The sequence below is a fragment of the Agromyces albus genome (assembly GCF_004134825.1).
Lineage (GTDB): Bacteria > Actinomycetota > Actinomycetes > Actinomycetales > Microbacteriaceae > Agromyces > Agromyces albus.
The window spans coordinates 127,866-144,317 of sequence record NZ_SDPN01000001.1 but is presented as its reverse complement, the minus strand read 5'-3'; the positions used below and the strand labels follow the sequence as shown (position 1 = coordinate 144,317).

The 16,452-nt window shown below is 69.6% G+C and carries 19 protein-coding genes; 11 read left to right on the top strand and 8 right to left on the bottom strand.

Features of this window, described 5'->3' with window-relative positions:
* The first annotated feature begins 30 nt into the window (after positions 1-30).
* Both ESP51_RS00715 and ESP51_RS00710 read left to right on the top strand, forming a co-directional pair.
* Positions 31-954, top strand: coding sequence for an LssY C-terminal domain-containing protein (locus ESP51_RS00715; RefSeq protein WP_129518960.1), 924 nt, complete (start codon positions 31-33; stop codon positions 952-954).
* On the top strand, positions 951-1,475 hold the full coding sequence (locus ESP51_RS00710; protein ID WP_129518959.1) for a hypothetical protein: 525 nt from the start codon (positions 951-953) through the stop codon (positions 1,473-1,475). Before ESP51_RS00715 ends, ESP51_RS00710 begins: the two co-directional genes overlap by 4 nt.
* A gap of 31 nt (positions 1,476-1,506) precedes the next feature.
* On the opposite strand, the gene ESP51_RS00705 is transcribed toward ESP51_RS00710, so the two are convergent.
* Positions 1,507-1,983, bottom strand: coding sequence for a GIY-YIG nuclease family protein (locus ESP51_RS00705; protein ID WP_129518958.1), 477 nt, complete (start codon positions 1,981-1,983; stop codon positions 1,507-1,509).
* A gap of 64 nt (positions 1,984-2,047) precedes the next feature.
* The gene (gene trhO / locus ESP51_RS00700; RefSeq protein WP_129518957.1) at positions 2,048-2,950 is read right to left on the bottom strand and encodes an oxygen-dependent tRNA uridine(34) hydroxylase TrhO; all 903 of its coding nucleotides are present in this window, start codon (positions 2,948-2,950) and stop codon (positions 2,048-2,050) included.
* Positions 2,951-3,025: 75 nt separating this feature from the next.
* Between trhO and ESP51_RS00695 the strand changes: the two genes are divergently transcribed.
* Positions 3,026-3,421 (top strand): hypothetical protein, encoded by a 396-nt coding sequence (locus ESP51_RS00695; RefSeq protein ID WP_129518956.1) that lies wholly within the window; start codon positions 3,026-3,028, stop codon positions 3,419-3,421.
* Between the two features lie 256 nt (positions 3,422-3,677).
* A complete protein-coding gene (locus ESP51_RS00690; protein ID WP_129518955.1) occupies positions 3,678-4,214 on the top strand; it encodes a YbhB/YbcL family Raf kinase inhibitor-like protein in 537 nt (178 codons plus the stop codon).
* Positions 4,215-4,245: 31 nt separating this feature from the next.
* Here ESP51_RS00690 and ESP51_RS00685 read toward each other — a convergent pair whose 3' ends face one another.
* Positions 4,246-4,890, bottom strand: a complete 645-nt coding sequence (locus tag ESP51_RS00685; protein WP_129518954.1) for a LysE family translocator — start codon at positions 4,888-4,890, stop codon at positions 4,246-4,248.
* Between the two features lie 75 nt (positions 4,891-4,965).
* Here ESP51_RS00685 and ESP51_RS00680 point away from each other — a divergent pair, with 75 nt between their 5' ends.
* Together ESP51_RS00680 and ESP51_RS00675 are read left to right on the top strand one after the other, a co-directional pair.
* Positions 4,966-5,469: a MarR family winged helix-turn-helix transcriptional regulator gene (locus ESP51_RS00680; RefSeq protein ID WP_129518953.1), complete on the top strand. Its 504-nt coding sequence runs from the start codon at positions 4,966-4,968 to the stop codon at positions 5,467-5,469.
* Entirely contained in the window at positions 5,466-6,167 is a 702-nt protein-coding gene (locus tag ESP51_RS00675) for a GNAT family N-acetyltransferase (RefSeq protein WP_129518952.1), read from the top strand. The genes ESP51_RS00680 and ESP51_RS00675 overlap by 4 nt, the downstream gene beginning before the upstream one ends.
* Before the next feature lie 14 nt (positions 6,168-6,181).
* Here the strand turns inward: ESP51_RS00675 and ESP51_RS00670 are convergent, their stop codons facing one another.
* Positions 6,182-6,559: a VOC family protein gene (locus ESP51_RS00670; RefSeq protein ID WP_129518951.1), complete on the bottom strand. Its 378-nt coding sequence runs from the start codon at positions 6,557-6,559 to the stop codon at positions 6,182-6,184.
* A gap of 58 nt (positions 6,560-6,617) precedes the next feature.
* Here ESP51_RS00670 and ESP51_RS00665 point away from each other — a divergent pair, with 58 nt between their 5' ends.
* From ESP51_RS00665 to ESP51_RS00645, 5 genes are all read left to right on the top strand, one after another.
* The gene (locus ESP51_RS00665) at positions 6,618-7,748 is read left to right on the top strand and encodes an enoyl-CoA hydratase/isomerase family protein (RefSeq protein ID WP_129518950.1); all 1,131 of its coding nucleotides are present in this window, start codon (positions 6,618-6,620) and stop codon (positions 7,746-7,748) included.
* A 68-nt stretch (positions 7,749-7,816) separates the two neighbouring features.
* Positions 7,817-9,355 carry an MmgE/PrpD family protein gene (locus ESP51_RS00660; protein WP_129518949.1) on the top strand — a complete coding sequence of 513 codons (1,539 nt, stop codon included), beginning with the start codon at positions 7,817-7,819 and terminating at the stop codon, positions 9,353-9,355.
* A 150-nt stretch (positions 9,356-9,505) separates the two neighbouring features.
* Positions 9,506-10,405 (top strand): methylisocitrate lyase, encoded by a 900-nt coding sequence (gene prpB / locus ESP51_RS00655; protein WP_129518948.1) that lies wholly within the window; start codon positions 9,506-9,508, stop codon positions 10,403-10,405.
* 119 nt (positions 10,406-10,524) lie between these two features.
* Positions 10,525-11,661, top strand: a complete 1,137-nt coding sequence (locus ESP51_RS00650; RefSeq protein WP_129518947.1) for a bifunctional 2-methylcitrate synthase/citrate synthase — start codon at positions 10,525-10,527, stop codon at positions 11,659-11,661.
* Between the two features lie 3 nt (positions 11,662-11,664).
* Complete coding sequence (locus ESP51_RS00645; RefSeq protein ID WP_129518946.1) at positions 11,665-12,309, top strand: dihydrofolate reductase family protein; 645 nt, start codon at positions 11,665-11,667, stop codon at positions 12,307-12,309.
* Positions 12,310-12,329: 20 nt separating this feature from the next.
* On the opposite strand, the gene ESP51_RS00640 is transcribed toward ESP51_RS00645, so the two are convergent.
* The 4 genes from ESP51_RS00640 to ESP51_RS00625 are packed head-to-tail and all read right to left on the bottom strand — an operon-like array spanning position 12,330 to position 16,281.
* Positions 12,330-13,100, bottom strand: coding sequence for a creatininase family protein (locus ESP51_RS00640; protein ID WP_129518945.1), 771 nt, complete (start codon positions 13,098-13,100; stop codon positions 12,330-12,332).
* A complete protein-coding gene (locus ESP51_RS00635; protein WP_129518944.1) occupies positions 13,097-14,506 on the bottom strand; it encodes an amidohydrolase in 1,410 nt (469 codons plus the stop codon). Before ESP51_RS00635 ends, ESP51_RS00640 begins: the two co-directional genes overlap by 4 nt.
* Complete coding sequence (locus ESP51_RS00630; protein ID WP_129518943.1) at positions 14,503-15,258, bottom strand: glutamine amidotransferase; 756 nt, start codon at positions 15,256-15,258, stop codon at positions 14,503-14,505. Before ESP51_RS00630 ends, ESP51_RS00635 begins: the two co-directional genes overlap by 4 nt.
* Positions 15,259-15,267: 9 nt before the next feature.
* Entirely contained in the window at positions 15,268-16,281 is a 1,014-nt protein-coding gene (locus tag ESP51_RS00625) for a LacI family DNA-binding transcriptional regulator (protein WP_129518942.1), read from the bottom strand.
* Positions 16,282-16,452: the final 171 nt, after the last annotated feature.

The window sequence follows — 16,452 nt, the reverse complement described above, 5'->3', positions numbered from 1 at the left end:
AGCGAGGCAGCCGGGCGATAGCATGCACACATGGGCGAGCCGGGCGCCGACACATCCGAGCCGCCGCCACCGCGGCGATTCTCGATCAACGCCGCCCTCGACGGATTCTTCTTCGTCTACGCCGGGCTCGCGGCGGTCTGGCTGGCGTGGCTCGTGCTCAGCGAGACGTTCGCGTTCGGCTGGTTCGGCATCGCGTTCTTCGTCGTGTTCTGGCTCGTGCTCGCCTACCTCGTGCTGCCGCGTCTGCACCGCATCCTCACGACGATCTACGTGCCCGACTACTTCATCGGGCGGGCCCGCACGAGCGACGGCCTGCTCGGCGACCCGGTGAACCTCGCGCTCGACGGCGACGAGGCATCCGTGCACGCCGCGATGCGGGCCGCCGCCTGGACCCGCGCCGACGACGTGACCCTCGCCTCGAGCTGGCGCATCGTCACCTCGACGATCACGCGCCGCAGCTACGACGAGGCGCCCGTGAGCCCGCTGTTCCTCTTCGGCCGCCAGCAGGACTTCGCCTACCAGCAGGAGGTGCTCGGCAATCCCGCGAGGCGCCATCACGTGCGCTTCTGGCGCACCCCCGACGGCTGGCTCCTGCCGGGCGGTCGCCGGGTCGACTGGCTCGCGGCCGGCACGTTCGACCGCGCCGTCGGGTTCTCGCTCTTCACGCTGCAGGTCACGCACAAGATCGACGCCGACATCGACGTCGAGCGCGACCACATCGTGAGCACCGTGCTCGCCGCGAACCCCGACGCGCGCGTCGTCATCCTGCGTGACTTCTCGACCGGCTACCACTCGCGCAACGGCGGCGGCGACTCCGTGCGCACCGACGGCGACCTGCCGGTGCTCGACGTGAGCGACGTGCGCGAGGAGCGGGTCGCTGCGATCGAGGAGTCGGATATATCGGATGCCGCTCCTGAGCGCGTTCGCGTGGTGCCGGGGGTGAAGACGTCATGAGCGTCGAGAAGCGTCCGGCCTTCGAGCCTCCCGCCGTGCTCCTGGAGCGCGAGACGCCGCCGCCGCAGATGCGCCGGCCGATCGCCACGTCGTTCGGCGCGGTGCTGGTGGTGCTTCGCGCGCTCGCGGGCGTGGTGTGGCTCATCGCGCTCGCCCTGGAGTGGGACCGCGTGGTCACCGAGGACCTGGACATCGAGCTCGAGCCGGGCACCGATGAGACCGCGGCATCCGCTGTCATCCTCACCGTGGTGCTCATCATCGGCGCCGTCATCCTGCTGGCGGTGCTCGCCATGGCCCTGCTTGTGTATCGCGGCAGCAACTGGGCCCGCATCACCGTCATGGTCTTCGCGACGATCAGCATCACGGTCGCGGCGATCGACTACTTCAGCGATGACGCCGAGATCACGCTGCGAACGACGCTGATCACCCTCTCCCTCGACATCCTCGTGCTACTCGCACTCTCGAGCCACAACGCTCGCGCCTACGCCCGCCGCCCTCGACCCCGCCGCTCCGGTGGTTGAGTAGCCCGCGAAGCAGGCGTATCGAAACCACTCACTCCGGTGGTTGAGTAGCCCGCGAAGCAGGCGTATCGAAACCACCACCGCGGATCTGGCCGACCACCCGCGCCCTCGGCGCCTTGCGAGCGAGCTCAGGCAGGAGCTCGAGCCGACCTTCAATGAGTGCCCGACGCTTCGCCCGGCTCCATCCCTGCACCTGCTTCTCGAGTGCGAACGCCGTGTCGAAACGATCCACCTCATGGGCGTATACGAGCTTCACCGGCCTGCGGGACTTGGTGTACACGGACCCCTCCCCGCGTTCGTGCTCGAGGAGTCGGCGAGCAAGGTCGTTGGTGCTGCCGACGTAGGTGGAGCCGTCGGCACATTCGAGGAATGCAGATGTGCGGCATGCAGTCGAGTGTGGGCCGGCGGGTGCTGGTGCAACCGGGGCCGGTGAAGGGCTCGCGGTGCGCGGCTGCGGCGGCCGGGTGTTGAGGAGGAGACAAGGATGCGCAGGGTGGTTTCGATACACCTGCTTCGCTGGCTACTCAACCACCGGGGCACGCGGGGTGGTTTCGATACACCTGCTTCGCTGCCTACTCAACCACCAGGCGGGCGTGCTCGGCGCACGGGGCAGGGGCGCAGGCCTCGCACGCGACGAGCTGCGTGGGGCAGGCGGCATCCGTGCAATCGGAAGTTCGACTCGCCGGCGAACCGCAGATCTCGCAGCGACCGATGACCGCAGCGTGATCGCTGAAGTCGACCGCGCCGCGCGCGTCGAAGACGTAGAGCGAGCCGTCCCAGAGGCCGTCGTCGCCGTAGCGCTCGCCGTAGCGGGCAATGCCGCCGTCGAGTTGGTACACCTCGCCGAACCCGCGGCTCGTCATGAGGCTCGAGAGCACCTCGCAGCGCACGCCGCCGGTGCAGTACGTGACGACGGGCTTGCCCTTCAGCTCGTCGTACTTGCCCGAGTCGAGCTCGGCCACGAAGTCGCGCGTCGTCGCCACGTCGGGAACGACGGCCCCTCGGAATCGCCCGATCGCCGCCTCGAGCGCATTGCGTCCGTCGAAGAAGACCACTTCGTCGCCGCGTTCGGCCACGAGCTCGTGCAGCGCCTCGGGCGAGAGCTTCGTGCCGCCGCCCACGACGCCACCGGCGTCGACCTCGAGCTCGCCGGGTGCACCGAAGCTCACGATCTCGTCGCGCACCTTCACGCTGAGCTTGGGGAAGTCGAGGCTGCCGCCCTCGTCATCGAGACCGGTGCCGCCGCTCCACTTGAAGTCGATGTCCTTGAACGCGGGGTAGTCGCGCGTCTTGCGCACGTAGCGCTTGAGCGCGTCGAGCTCGCCGCCGAGGGTGCCGTTCAGGCCGTCCTTCGAGATGAGGATACGACCGCGCAGGCCGAGCGAGTCGGCGAGGTCACGCTGCCACACGCGGATCGCCTCGGGGTCGGCGAGCGGCGTGAAGACGTAGTAGAGCAGGATCTTGGCGACGGCCACCCGCAGATTTTACGGGCGCTCGCTGGGTGGTCGCTGTCGTGCGTGGAGCACGTGGTCGAGGCATAGAGTCGTCCCGTGAGTGAGGACACCGTGGCGCCGAACGCCACACGCCGATGGCTGGCAAGCGTGGCAGTCTATGCAACCGTCGGCGTCTGGGTCTCGTTTGCGATTCTGTGGCTGGTGTGGTGGCTCCCGGTCTATGTCTGGAGACAGTCGTTCACACTCTTCTTCTACCCGGCATTTCTCAGCGTTTGGTTGGTGCTGGAGATCGCGGCCATCGTCGCAGTCGTGTCCGGGGCAGTGGCATTGAGCCTGAGAGCTGCACCCGAGAAGCGCGGTGCCGTTATCGTCGCGGTCACGGCTGCAGCGGTCTTCGTGTTGATCTCGTTCTTTGCGCTTTGGTTCGGGAATGCACCACTTGCACTCTTTGGAATCAGCATTGACGAATGGATCACGGGAGTGCCGGACTAGCCGACCCATGGCTCCATCGCCACAAATGATCGAGTGGATCGAGGAACCTGGTCTGATTCGTCTCGCCGGCGACGACCCGACGGCCGGGACGGCAGGCGGCTCCGTCGCGATCAGTTCAGGTTAAGGCCGAGCACGTCCTGGATCGCCGGGCAACGCCTGTCGCCCAAAGAGCGTGCGACGTACGCTGGTCGCGAGAGACCTGCGCCCCTGTGGCGTGGTGCACCGTCGTGATGGCGTCCGACTCGAGGAGATCGTGATGTTCGACTACAACCCGTACGAGGCCCTGCAGGGATTGAAGCCCGTCGAGGCGTTCAGTCTCGTGAGCAGCGATGTGCGGGGCGACGGCGCCCTCGACCGAGCGCAAGTGGGGTCGAGCCACCGCGGCCTCGACCGGTCGCCGCAGCTCAGCTGGACCGGCTTCCCGGCTGAGACCCGCAGCTTCGCCGTCACGTGCTTCGACCCCGACGCCCCGAGCGCCTCAGGCTGGTGGCACTGGGCGGTCGTCAACCTCGCGGCGACCCAGACGAGCCTGCCGACGGATGCCGGCGCCGCGAGCGGCGACAACCTCCCCGAGGGCGCCCTCATGCTGCTGAACGACGACCGCGAGCGCCGCTACTCGGGCCCCACGCCGCCGCCCGGAACGGGAGTGCACCGCTACTTCTTCGTCGTGCACGCGCTCGACGTGCCGCACGTCGACGTGTCGACGGATGCCGCGCTCGCCACCCTCGGCATGCAGCTCTTCTTCCACGGGCTCGGCCGAGGCATCCTCGTGGGCACCGCCTCAGGCGACTGAACCCCGCCGACTCCCGCGCCTGCAGGCGCCGTCAGTGCTTGCTGCCGTTGCCGCTGAACGCGAGCACGCCCCCGAGCCCGATCATCATGACGCCGCCGGTCGCGGCGAGGTGCGAGGCGCGCCTCGGTGAGCGGGCGAACCAGGTGCGGGCCCCACTCGCGGCGAGAGCCCAGACCGAGTCGCAGAGGAGTGCGAGCACGACGAACACGACGCCGAGTTCGAACAACTGCAGAGGGATCGGTCCGCCGCTGAAGTCGACGAACTGCGGGAGCACGGCGACGAAGAACGCGATGGTCTTGGGGTTCGTGACGCCGACGATGAACCCCTCGCCGAGCTGGCGCCAGTGCGACCGCGACGGGAGTTCGCCGTTCACGCCGGCAGCGGCATCCGCTCGGTGCCGGATCGCCTGGATGCCGAGGTAGACGAGGTAGAGCGCTCCGACGAACTTGATGATCGTGAAGATCACAACGGACTGCGCGACGACCACGCCGACGCCGAGCGCCACGGCGGCGATGAGCGGCAGCATGCCGATCGCATTGCCGAGCACGCTGAGCAGGCCGCCGAGGCGCCCGAGCGCGAGCGAGCGACCGATCACGAACAGCACGCTCGGACCGGGGATCAGGATGAGCACGACGGATGCCAGGGCGAACGCCCAGAGGTTCTCGACGGGGACCATGGAGCGATGCTACTCCCGCGGCGCTTTGCACATTCATAACGCGCTATATATCCTGTTATGGAACGAGGAGGAATCGTGGTCGAAGACGTCGTCGAGGGTCTCGGTCATCTCGCGCTCGGTTCCCGGCTGAAACGGCTCGGCGAACGGTTGCAGGCCGAGACGACGCGCTTCATCGAGGCGAGCGGGCTCTCGCTGCCGGCGAGCCAGTTCCCCCTGCTCGCCGCGCTCGACCGCCCCGGCGGGCTCACGATCGGCGAGCTCGCCGAAGCCGTGGGCGTGAGCCAGCCCGGCATCACCCGCAGTGTCACGCGCCTCGCCGACCTCGGGCTCATCACCGTGCAGCCCGGGTCGAGCGACCGGCGACGCCGCTCGGTGCAGCTCAGCGCAGAGGGCGAGCGCGTCGTCGAGGTGGCGCGACGGTCGGTGTGGCCGCACGTCGACCGCGCCGTGGCCGATCTCTGCGGCGACCTCGAGGGGCCGCTCCTCGGCCAGCTCGGCGAGATCGAGGCGCGGCTCGCCCTCGTGCCGCTCGACCGGCGGGCGGCCGCGGTGCGCGACGCTGCCGAGGCGACGCGATGACGCGGCATCCGCTCGATCGCCCGGTGTGGAGCGCCCTCACGACGCGCCAGCGCGACCTCGCTGTCGGCGACGACCTCGCCCGGCGCTTCGATCCCGAGATCGGGCCGTTCGCGGCCGTCGCCGCTGACGACCCAGAGCACCTCGCGCGGCTCGGGGAGCTCGTCGCCGCTCACGGTCCGGTCGTGCTGCTGCAGCGCGACGCGATTCCGCTGCCGCCCGGCACCACCACACGTCTGGCGGCCCGGGGCTTGCAACTCGTGCTCGACCGATTGCGCGCCGTGCCTGCGACATCCGACCTCGTGCCGCTCACCGCGGCAGACGCCGCCGAGATGGTCGCGCTGGCCAAGCTCACCGTGCCCGGTCCGTTCGAGTCGCGCACGCCCGAGCTCGGCGGCTTCCTCGGCGTTCGCGTCGACGGACGCCTCGTGGCGATGGCGGGCGAGCGGATGAAGCCCGAGGGCTTCGCCGAGGTGAGTGGCGTGTGCACGCATCCCGATCACCGGGGTCACGGGTACGCGGCGATGCTCTCCGCCGCGATGGCCGACCGCATCGTGACGCGAGGCGAGACGCCGTTCCTGCACGTCTACGCGACCAATCGGGCCGCCATTGGGCTCTACGAACGGCTCGGTTTCGAGCTGCGCACGCCCGTCGAGGTGCTCGCGCTCGAGCCGGCACCGTCGAGCGCGCCGGCTACCTGAGCAAACGGCCGGCCCTACTCCTCGTCGGGCGGCGGCGAGATCGCCGCACCCAACCGCACGCGCGTGCCGAACGGATCGGTGACGAGCGACGTGCGCTCGCCCCACTCCTGGTCGACGGGCTCCTCGATCACCTCGGCGCCGCGGGCGGCGAGCGCGGCCGTGACGGCATCGACGTCGTCGACGTAGAACCACAGGAGCATGTTCGACGGCGGCGTCACCGTCTCGGCGAAGCCGATGCCGATCGAGGAGGAGCCGGCCTGTAGCGAGATGTACGCCGGCGGACCCTCGGGTGGAAACCGGTAGACCACCATGGCACCGAGCCCGTCGCGGTAGAAGCCGAGCGCGGCCTCAACGTCGGGCACTTCGAGAATCGGGAACGCGGATTCGATCATGACCCCTCCTCGAAGGGGAGGCTACGCCGCCGGGCGGGATGCCGCTACGGTGTGACTCGTGAGCGACCATATCTCCACGAGCGTCGCCGACGGTGTCGGCCACGTCACGCTCGACCGGCCCCAGGCGCTCAACGCCTTGAGCTACGAGATGATCCGGCGGCTCACCGAGGTGTTCGTGGACTGGCGACACGACTCCCAGGTGGAGCTCGTCGTGCTCGACGGCGCAGGCGAGCGCGGCTTCTCGGCCGGCGGCGACATCCGCGAGCTCTACGGATACGCGACCGATGACCGGCACGAAGAGGCGCGCGCCTTCTTCCGGGCGGAGTACCGCCTCGATGCGATGATCGCCCGCTACCCGAAGCCGGTCGTCGCGATCATGGACGGCATCACGATGGGTGGCGGCATCGGCCTCGCCGGGCACGCGTCGATCCGCATCGTCACCGAGCGGTCGCGCGTCGCGATGCCCGAGACCCGCATCGGATTCACGCCCGACGTCGGCGGATCGTGGCTGCTCGGCAGGGCGCCCGGCGAGCTCGGCGTGCACGTCGGCCTCAACTCCCGCACGATGGACGCCGCCGACGCCCTGCACGCGGGATTCGCCGACGCGTTCGTGACCTCCGAACTCATTCCGCACCTGCTGCAGGCCCTCACCGAGCGCGCCGACCCGGGCAGTCCCTACGAGATCGTCATGCTCTTCGACGAGACGCCCGGCCCGTCAACACTCGCCCTCTCACGCGACTGGGTCGACGCCTGCTACTCCGCGCCCACGGTCGCCGAGATCATCGAGCGCCTGCGCGCATTCTCCGAGGGCCGAGCGGATGCCGCGGGCCGGATCGGCGACCCGGCGGCGACCGAGCTGTTGCGGCATCCGCTCGACCCCGCCGCCTCCGCATACGCCGCAGCTGCCGCCGACGAGCTCGAGACGCTCTCGCCGACCGCGCTCACGCTGACGCTCGAGTCGGTGCGCCGCGCCCGCACCCTGCCGCGCCTCGAAGACGCGCTCGAGCAGGAGTTCCGGCTCGTGTCGTGGTTCATGGAGCAGCACGACCTGCGCGAGGGCATTCGAGCGCAGGTGATCGATAAAGACCGCTCGCCGAAGTGGCGTCCGGCGACCCTCGGCGAGGTCGACCGCGGGCTCGCGGCACGCGTGCTCGAGGAGCAGGTGCACGAGCCGGTCTGGCCGAGCTGAGCCGCGCAAGCGCTGGGAGAACGTGTTCCGCCGCGGCATCCGGCACCCCACCCGCTAGCGTTGGACGGGTGAAGACCCACCATTTGCGCACACACCGGAGTGACGAGAACCTCGCTCGCGAGGGCCAGCTCGCCTGGCAGCTGGCCGGCGTCGCGGTCGATCCAGTCGAACTCGACGACGACGTCATCGAGATGGTCGTCAACCGGGTCATCGACAATGCTGCGGTCGCGGCGGCCTCACTCGGGCGCGGGCCGGTGGTGTCGGCGCGGAGCCAGGCGCTCGCCCACCCGGTCTCGATCGGGGGCGACGGCGCCACCGTCTTCGGCGCGGATGCCGCGCGCCGCACGTCTCCCGAGTGGGCGGCGTGGGCGAACGGGGTCGCCGTGCGCGAGCTCGACTTCCACGACACGTTCCTCGCCGCCGAGTACTCGCACCCCGGCGACAACATCCCGCCGATCGTCGCCGTCGCCCAGCACCTCGCTGCGAACCGCGGGCTCAGCGGCCGTGACATCGTGCGCAGCATCGCGACCGCCTACGAGGTGCAGATCGACCTCGCGAAGGCGATCTCGCTGCACGAGCACAAGATCGACCACGTCGCGCACCTCGGTCCGTCGGCCGCCGCGGGCATCGGAACGCTCCTCGGCCTCGACCAGGAGACGATCTTCCAGGCCATCGGCCAGGCGCTGCACACCACGACGGCGACCCGCCAGTCCCGCAAGGGCGAGATCTCCACGTGGAAGGCGCACGCCCCCGCGTTCGCCGGGAAGATGGCCGTCGAAGCGGTCGACCGCGCGATGCGCGGGCAGACGAGCCCCGTGCCGATCTACGAGGGTGAAGACGGCGTGATCGCCTGGCTCCTCGGGGGGCCGGATGCCTCCTACGAGGTGTCGATTCCCGACGAGGGCGAGCCCAAGCGCGCCATCCTCGACTCGTACACGAAGGAGCACTCGGCGGAGTACCAGGCGCAAGCGTGGATCGACCTCGCGCGCAAGCTCCACGAGGAGTACCCGCTCATCCTCGACGACCCCGAACGCATCGAGTCGATCGTGCTGCACACTTCGCACCACACGCACTTCGTGATCGGCTCGGGGGCGAACGACCCGCAGAAGTACGACCCCGACGCCTCGCGCGAGACGCTCGACCACTCGATCCCGTACATCTTCACGGTCGCCCTGCAGGACGGCGCGTGGAACCACGCCGACTCCTACTCGCCCGAGCGGGCCCACCGCGCCGACACGGTCGAGCTGTGGAAGAAGGTCACGACCGTCGAAGACCCCGAGTGGACGCGCCGCTACCACTCGCTCGACATGGCCGAGAAGGCGTTCGGCGGCCGGGTCGTCATCAAGCTCGCCGACGGCGGCGAGATCGTCGACGAGATCGCCGTCGCCGACGCGCACCCGCTGGGTGCCCGTCCGTTCGGCCGCGAGCAGTACGTGCAGAAGTTCCGCTCGCTCGCCGAGTGGGTGCTCGAGGAGGCCGAGATCGAGCGGTTCCTCGAGCTCGCGCAGCGCCTGCCCGAACTCGGCCCCGACGAGCTCGGCGGCCTCACGATCACGGCGGCGCCCGGTGCGCTCGTCGGCATCGACATCCCGCAGGGCCTCTTCTGATGGAGGCCTGCTTCCATCAGATCCTGCAGTGGCCCTGTTTGCATGACATGGGGTGGTTTGCATGACGTTTACGCGCGAGAACGTCATGCAAATGGGCGAATGTCATGCAAACGCCCCCTGGACTGAATCGCGCTGAGAGAGAGTCGCACCATGTTGTACGCCACCACGGCGCCCGCCGAGAAGCGCCGGCTCTTCCGCGAACGGCTCGCGAGCGGCGAGATCCTCCGCTTCCCAGGCGCGTTCAACCCGCTCTCCGCGCGGCTGATCGAGCAGAAGGGCTTCGACGGCGTCTACATCTCGGGAGCCGTGCTCTCGGCCGACCTGGGACTGCCCGACATCGGCCTCACGACGCTCACCGAGGTCGCCGGGCGCGGCAAGCAGATCGCCAGGATGACCGAGCTGCCCGCGATCATCGACGCCGACACCGGGTTCGGCGAGCCGATGAACGTCGCCCGCACCGTGCAGGAGATGGAAGATGCGGGCCTCGCGGGCCTCCACATCGAAGACCAGGTGAACCCGAAGCGCTGCGGCCACCTCGACGGCAAGCAGGTCGTCGACGAGTCCACGGCCCTGCAGCGCATCCGTGCCGCCGTCGACGCCCGCCGCGACCCGAACTTCCTCGTCATGGCGCGCACCGACATCCGTGCCGTCGATGGTCTTCCTGCCGCGGTCGACCGCGCGAAGAAGCTCGTCGACGCGGGCGCCGACGCGATCTTCCCCGAGGCGATGGCCTCGCTCGAGGAGTTCGCGGCGATCCGCGCCGCCGTCGACGTGCCGCTCCTCGCCAACATGACCGAGTTCGGCAAGAGCGAGCTCTTCACGGTGCAGCAGCTGGCGGATGTCGGCATGAACCTCGTGATCTGGCCCGTGTCGCTGCTGCGTCTCGCGATGGGCTCGGCCGTCCGCGGGCTCGACGAGCTCGAGGCATCCGGAAGCCTGAACGGCCTCCTCGGCGAGATGCAGCATCGTGCCGACCTGTACGAGCTCATCGACTACGAGGGCTACAACCGCTTCGACACCTCGATCTTCAACTTCCGCGTCGCTCGCTGAGTGGCCTCGATACGCGTCCGCCTGCGGCGGGCGCTACTCGACCACCGGACACCCTCCGCAGGTCGTAGGCTGGGGGAGCGGTCGCGCCGCAGCGGCCGCATCGTCACGCGAGGAGCACGATGAGCGATCAGCAGGGGGCAGAGCCCGTCATCTACAAGGGCCTGGCTGGAGTGCCGGTCGACTACACGGCCGTCTCCAAGGTCAACTCCGACACGAACTCGCTGCTCTACCGCGGGTACCCGGTGCAAGAGCTCGCGGCATCCGTCACCTTCGAAGAGGTCGCCTACCTGCTCTGGTACGGCGAGCTTCCCGATGACGCGCAGCTCGCCGCGTTCGAGGAGCTCGAGCGCTCGCACCGCGGGCTCGACCACGAGGTGAAGCGCATCGTCGACGAGATCCCGCTCACGGCGCACCCGATGGACGTCGTGCGCACCGCTGTGAGCGTCATCGGCGCGAGCGACCCGAACACGCCCGACGACTCCCTCGAGGCAAACCTCGACAAGTCGATCCGCTTGCTCGCGAAGCTCCCCTCGATCATCACCTACGACCAGCGTCGCCGTCACGACCTCGAGTTCGTGGAGCCCCGCGCCGACCTCGGCTATTCGGCGAACTTCCTCTGGCAGGCGTTCGGCGAAGCCCCAGAGCTCGCGGTCGTCAACGCGTTCGACGTGTCGATGATCCTCTACGCCGAGCACTCCTTCAACGCCTCGACCTTCACCGCGCGCGTCATCACGTCGACGCTCGCCGACCTGTACTCCGCGGTCACGGGTGCGATCGGCGCCCTCAAGGGTGCACTGCACGGCGGGGCGAATGAGGCGGTCATGCACGCGTTCGGCGAGATCGGCACCGCCGACCGCGCCGAGGCGTGGCTCGACGCCGCGCTCGCCGAGAAGCGCAAGATCATGGGCTTCGGGCACCGCGTCTACAAGAACGGCGACTCCCGGGTGCCGACCATGCGCGATGCGATGGAGCGGATGCTCGAGCACTACGATCGCCGCGACCTCCTCGAGCTCTACGAGGCGCTCGAGAAGGGCATGGCCGAGCGCAAGAACATCAAGCCGAACCTCGACTACCCGACCGGCCCGACCTATCACGTCATGGGCTTCGACACCGAGACGTTCACGCCGCTCTTCGTGGCGAGCCGTATCACGGGGTGGACGGCGCACATCATGGAGCAGGCGGCGTCGAACGCCCTTATCCGCCCGCTCTCCGTCTACAACGGTCCCGACGAACGGCACGTCCCGGCGAAGGGCTGAGCGGTGTCGCACATCTTCCTCGAGATGACGATGACGCTCGACGGCTTCACGGCCGCACCCGCGGTGAGCCTCGAGGATCCGCTCGGCGTGGGCGGCGAGCGCGTGCAGGAGTGGCTCGGTGGCAACTTCGTGGGCGCATTCAGCGGCGGGGGCACCGAGGGGGCACCGGATGCCTCACCCGACGAGATCGACCGCAGCGTCGCCGCTCGCATGTTCGAGTCGACGGGCGCGTTCGTGATCGGACGCCGCACGTTCGACGTCGGCGAGGGTCCGTGGGGCGACGACCCGGTGTTCGAGGGTCGCCCGGTCTTCGTCGTGACGACCCGTGACCGCGAGCCGTTCGAGCGGGGCGGATCGCGGTACGAGTTCGTGACCGGCGGGGTCGCCGAGGCGGTGGCCCGGGCCGACGACGCGGCCGCCGCGGCATCCGTCTGCATCATGGGCGGAGCGGATGTCGCACGCCAGGCGCTCGCGCTCGGACTCGTGCACGAGGTGCGCCTCCACCTGGCGCCCGTGCTGCTCGGCGGCGGCGCGAGGCTGTTCCCCGACTCCTCTCCACACCGCATCGAGCTCGATCCGCTCGGGGTCCAGCAGGGTGCGCTCGCCACGCACTTGCGGTACCGGGTGCGCGCCGACGCCGATCGGTAGCCGGTAACTAGCAGTGCCGGTTACGAATGCTTGCGCGTCTGTGCGACCCCCGCGATGAAGTCCGCGAGCACGCGGAGCGACGCCTCGACGGTCGCGGCGAGGATTGCCTCTCCCTTCGCGGCGGTCGCCGTGCTCGGGTCGCCGAACACGCCGCTCGGTGAGAACGGGTGCAGCTGCATGGGGCGGGTGCCGAAGTCGCTCGGGAACGTCGGGTACTCCGCCACGTACCGCTCGGGTCGCACGTGCTCGGGCGCGATCGCGAGCATGATCGAGGTCTCGATCTCGTCGGCGTGGTTGAGGCCGGGCGCGGCGGCAGCGCTCTCGCGGAGCTCGTCGATGGCGGCATCCATGCCCGGGTAGTCGAGGGTGATGGCGGCGATCACGCCCTCGGCGTTGAGGGTACGCATCGCGGCGTGCAGCGGCATCCGGTTGCCCCAATCGCCGTTCACGACGACGAAGGCGCGGGCGCCGGATGCCGCGAGCGAGCGTCCGAGGTCGACCGCGATCGCCGTGACCGTGGCGGGCGACAGCGAGAGCGTGCCGGGGTAGCCCGCGTTGTTCCACGTCTCCCCGTAGTGCAGCGGCGGCAGGAGCACGGCGTCGAGCCGTTGGGCGAGGCGACGCGCCACCTCGGCTGCGGTGACCGTGTCGGTGCCGAGCGGCAGGTGCGGGCCGTGCTGCTCGAGCGCGCCGAACGGCAGTATCGCGAGGCCGGAGCCGCCGGAGCCGCCGGACCCGCCGGCGATGTGCGCCGCGACATCCGTCCACGCCGCGTTCACCGCCTCGATCACGGCGCGTAGTCCTGGATCGCGCTGCCGTGCGAGGTGTCGGTGAGCTCGGGGATGCGCCGGTTCAGCTCCTCGATGGCCCCGCTCACGTCGATCGTCGTCAGCCGCCCGTTCTCGACGACGACCCGGCCGTCGACGAGCACCGTGCGCACATCGCTCGACTTGACGCTCAAGACGAGCGCAGCCGCGAGGTCGTGCATCGGCTGCATGTGAGGCCCCATGGTGTCGATGAGCACGATGTCGGCGCGGTATCCGGGGCGCAACTGCCCGAGCCGGCCGCCGAGGCCGAACGCGTCGGCGCTCTGCCGTGTGGCAAGGTCGAGCGCGTGCTGGGAGGTGAGCCATGTGGCGTCGCTGTGCACGTCTTTCTGCACGAGCGAGAGGAACCGCATGCTCTCGAGCACGTCGAGGGTGTTGTGGGAGGCGGGTCCGTCGGTGCCGACGCCCACGGTGATGCCCGCGTCGTGCAGCATCCGCACGGGGGTGCCGCCCGATTGGGCGTGCTTCAGGTAGACCTTGCTGCAGGATGCCACGGCCACGCGATCGGCGAACGGCACGAGCCACCGCAGGTCGTCTTCGATGATGCCGGCGCCATGGGCGATGATCGCCCCGGTCTCGAGGATGCCCGTGTCGTGCAGCACCTGGATCGGCGTGACGCCGCGCCGGGCGAGGCTCGACGCCGTCTGGGCCGGCGCCTCGGAGGCGTGGATGTGCGTGCGCACCCCGAGTCGCCGCGCGTGCTCGGCGGTCTGCTCGAGGTCGGCGTCGTCGACCGTGTAGGTGGCATGCGGACCCATCGCGGTCGTGATGCGACCGTCGGCGGCGCCGTTCCAGCGTTCGGCGAACTCGGCAGACCTGCGCATTCCCTCTGCGCCCTCCGACGAGAAGAACGTCGAGGCGAGCAGGGCCCGTGCCCCGCTCGCCTCGACGGCCTCGGCGATGCGGTCGGTCGCGAAGTAGTGGTCGGCGAAGCTCGTCACGCCGGCGAGGAGCATCTCGCCGATCGCGAGCTGTGCGCCGAGTGCGACGTCGCGATCGGTGAGGTTCACCTCCATCGGCCAGATGTGCTTGTTGAACCACTCGTTCGTCGGCACATCCTCTGCCGAGCCGCGGAACATCGTCATCGGCGAGTGGGTGTGCGAGTTCATGAGGCCGGGAATCGCCACCTGCCCCTGGGCGTTGATCACGGTCGCCCCCGCGAGCGACGCCGCGTCGACCTCGCTCGTCGGCACGACCCAGGCGATCGCACCATCGGCGATGCCGATCGCGTGGTCGGGCAGGAAGACGGCGGTGCCCCGGGCCTCGCGATCGTCGCGCGGCAACGAGGGGTAGTCGGGCGCGGGGCGGGTCGTGTGCGAGAGCACGGTCGCTCCCGTGATCACGGTGTCGATGGTGGTGGCGTCGGTCACGGCAGTTCCTCTCCTGCGAGCCAGCGGATGGTGCGATCGAAGAGCGTGCCGTAGCCGCTCCAGGTCAGGAAGGCGGGCGGCGCCCAGTGCGGCGCGAGGTCTGAGGTGAACGCGGCGGCGCGGCCCGCGCGGTACAGGCCGACGGCGAGCAGCGGATGCCCCGCGCACGTCGCCAAGCCGACGGCCGTCTCCTTCAGCTTCACCTCGTTGAGCCCGAGCAGGGCGGGCCACTCCGCGTCGAGGCCGCGCGTGATCGGGTGTGCCGCGGCGACCCGGGGGAGCATCCCCGACGGAAGCTCGACCCGGTCGTCGCGGTCGAGGAGCGTGACCGGCAGTGCCTCCGCGAGCGGCGTGCGGCCCCAGCGCGCCTTGGCGTCGATGCCCGAGAACGTCATGTATCCGCCCACCATGAGCAGTCCCCCGCCGCGCTCGGTGAAGGCGCGCAGCACCTCGGTGCGGTCGACCTCGGCGATCGACGCCGAGAAGGTCTGCGGCGGCAGTTGGAACGTGTTCGCACCGACATCCGAGATCACGACGACGTCGGCGATCGACTGCAGCAGCTCGATCGTGGTGGGAACGCGAGTGGGCACCTCGTGTGCCGGCACATGGGTGACCTCATGCCCGTGCGCCTGGAGGGCCGCGACGAACTCCGCTCCGCCGAGCGTGTACTCCGACGTCGTGAACGAGTCGAAGCCCTTCTGGTGGATGGAATGGACGAACCAGGATTCGCCGATGAGCAGGACGCGGGCCACGTGGCTCCTTCAGTCGGTTCGGGCGGATGGGGCGGTGCTCTCGCGCACGACGAGCTCGACGGGGCAGCGCTCGAGCTCGCCGGGATCGCGGCCGGCGATCACCTCGAACAGGGTCGCGGTCGCGAGGCGGCCTATCTCGTCGATCGGCTGCCGCACGGTCGTGAGCGGCGGCGAGACGCGCTGCGCGAGCGGCACATCGTCGAAGCCGACGACCGAGAGGTCGCGCGGCACGACGAGGCCGTGGTCGCGTGCGGCGTCGAGCACGCCGAATGCCGAGAGGTCGTTCGAGGCGAAGATCGCGGTCGGGGCGCCGCCCCGCCCGAGCAGCTTCGCGGTGCGGTGGTAGGCGACCTCTTCGGTGAAGTCGCCGTCGACGACACGGGCGTCGGGGAAGACCGAACGGAATCCCGCGACCCGCTCGTCGGCCGAGCGCAGTCCGCGCGGACCCGTGATCACCGCAACATCGCGGTGCCCGAGCGCGGCGAGGTGTTCGGCGGCGAGGCGTCCGCCCTGCTCGTGGTCGGCCGCCGCGAGCGGGATGCCGTCGAGCCCCTCGACCCACTCGTCGGCGAGCACGATCGGGTGTCTCCGCGCGAGCCGGCTGAGCCGATCGTCGTACCGCGGGGCGCCGGCCACGTAGATCAGTCCGTCGATCGACCGGGAGCGCAGGAGGTTGAAGTATCGCGCCTCTCGTGTCGAGGCTCCGCTCGAGCTGCCCAGCACGACGCCGTAGTCCGCCTCGTCGGCTGCACGTTCGACGCTCGCAGCGAGGCGTCCGAAGAACGGATCGGAGACGTCGGGCACGACGAGCCCCAGCATGAGGGACTTGCCCGCGTGCAGGCTTCTCGCCGCCGAGCTCGGCACATAGCCGAGGTGTTCGATGGCGGCCTGGATCCGCTCAGCGGTCTCTGGACTCACCGGCCGCTTGGCCGACAACGCATGCGACACCGTCGTCATGCTGACCTGCGCCACCCGCGCCACGTCGCGGATCGTGGCCGCGGGCTTGCGGTTCTCGTCGCTCATGCCTGCATGCTAGCCGCCTCCTGAACGTTTTGTGCACTCGGGCTGCGATCTGGTGCCGACTGCGCGGCCCACAGGTCTGATCTGCCCGGAAATATCAGGACAGTTGCCGCAGACGTATCGGAAATGTAACATCCGTGAAATCGCGCAAAGCCTTTTGCGGCGTAGCTTCTC

Excerpts from the sequence above, each read along its gene's own strand:
- ESP51_RS00710 (WP_129518959.1), top strand. The coding sequence starts at position 951 with ATGAGCGTCGAGAAGCGTCCGGCCTTCGAGCCTCCCGCCGTGCTCCTG.
- prpB (WP_129518948.1), top strand. The coding sequence starts at position 9,506 with ATGTTGTACGCCACCACGGCGCCCGCCGAGAAGCGCCGGCTCTTCCGC.
- ESP51_RS00685 (WP_129518954.1), bottom strand. The coding sequence starts at position 4,890 with ATGGTCCCCGTCGAGAACCTCTGGGCGTTCGCCCTGGCATCCGTCGTG.
- ESP51_RS00670 (WP_129518951.1), bottom strand. The coding sequence starts at position 6,559 with ATGATCGAATCCGCGTTCCCGATTCTCGAAGTGCCCGACGTTGAGGCC.
- ESP51_RS00715 (WP_129518960.1), top strand. The coding sequence starts at position 31 with ATGGGCGAGCCGGGCGCCGACACATCCGAGCCGCCGCCACCGCGGCGA.
- ESP51_RS00690 (WP_129518955.1), top strand. The coding sequence starts at position 3,678 with ATGTTCGACTACAACCCGTACGAGGCCCTGCAGGGATTGAAGCCCGTC.
- ESP51_RS00675 (WP_129518952.1), top strand. The coding sequence starts at position 5,466 with ATGACGCGGCATCCGCTCGATCGCCCGGTGTGGAGCGCCCTCACGACG.
- ESP51_RS00650 (WP_129518947.1), top strand. The coding sequence starts at position 10,525 with ATGAGCGATCAGCAGGGGGCAGAGCCCGTCATCTACAAGGGCCTGGCT.
- ESP51_RS00625 (WP_129518942.1), bottom strand. The coding sequence starts at position 16,281 with ATGAGCGACGAGAACCGCAAGCCCGCGGCCACGATCCGCGACGTGGCG.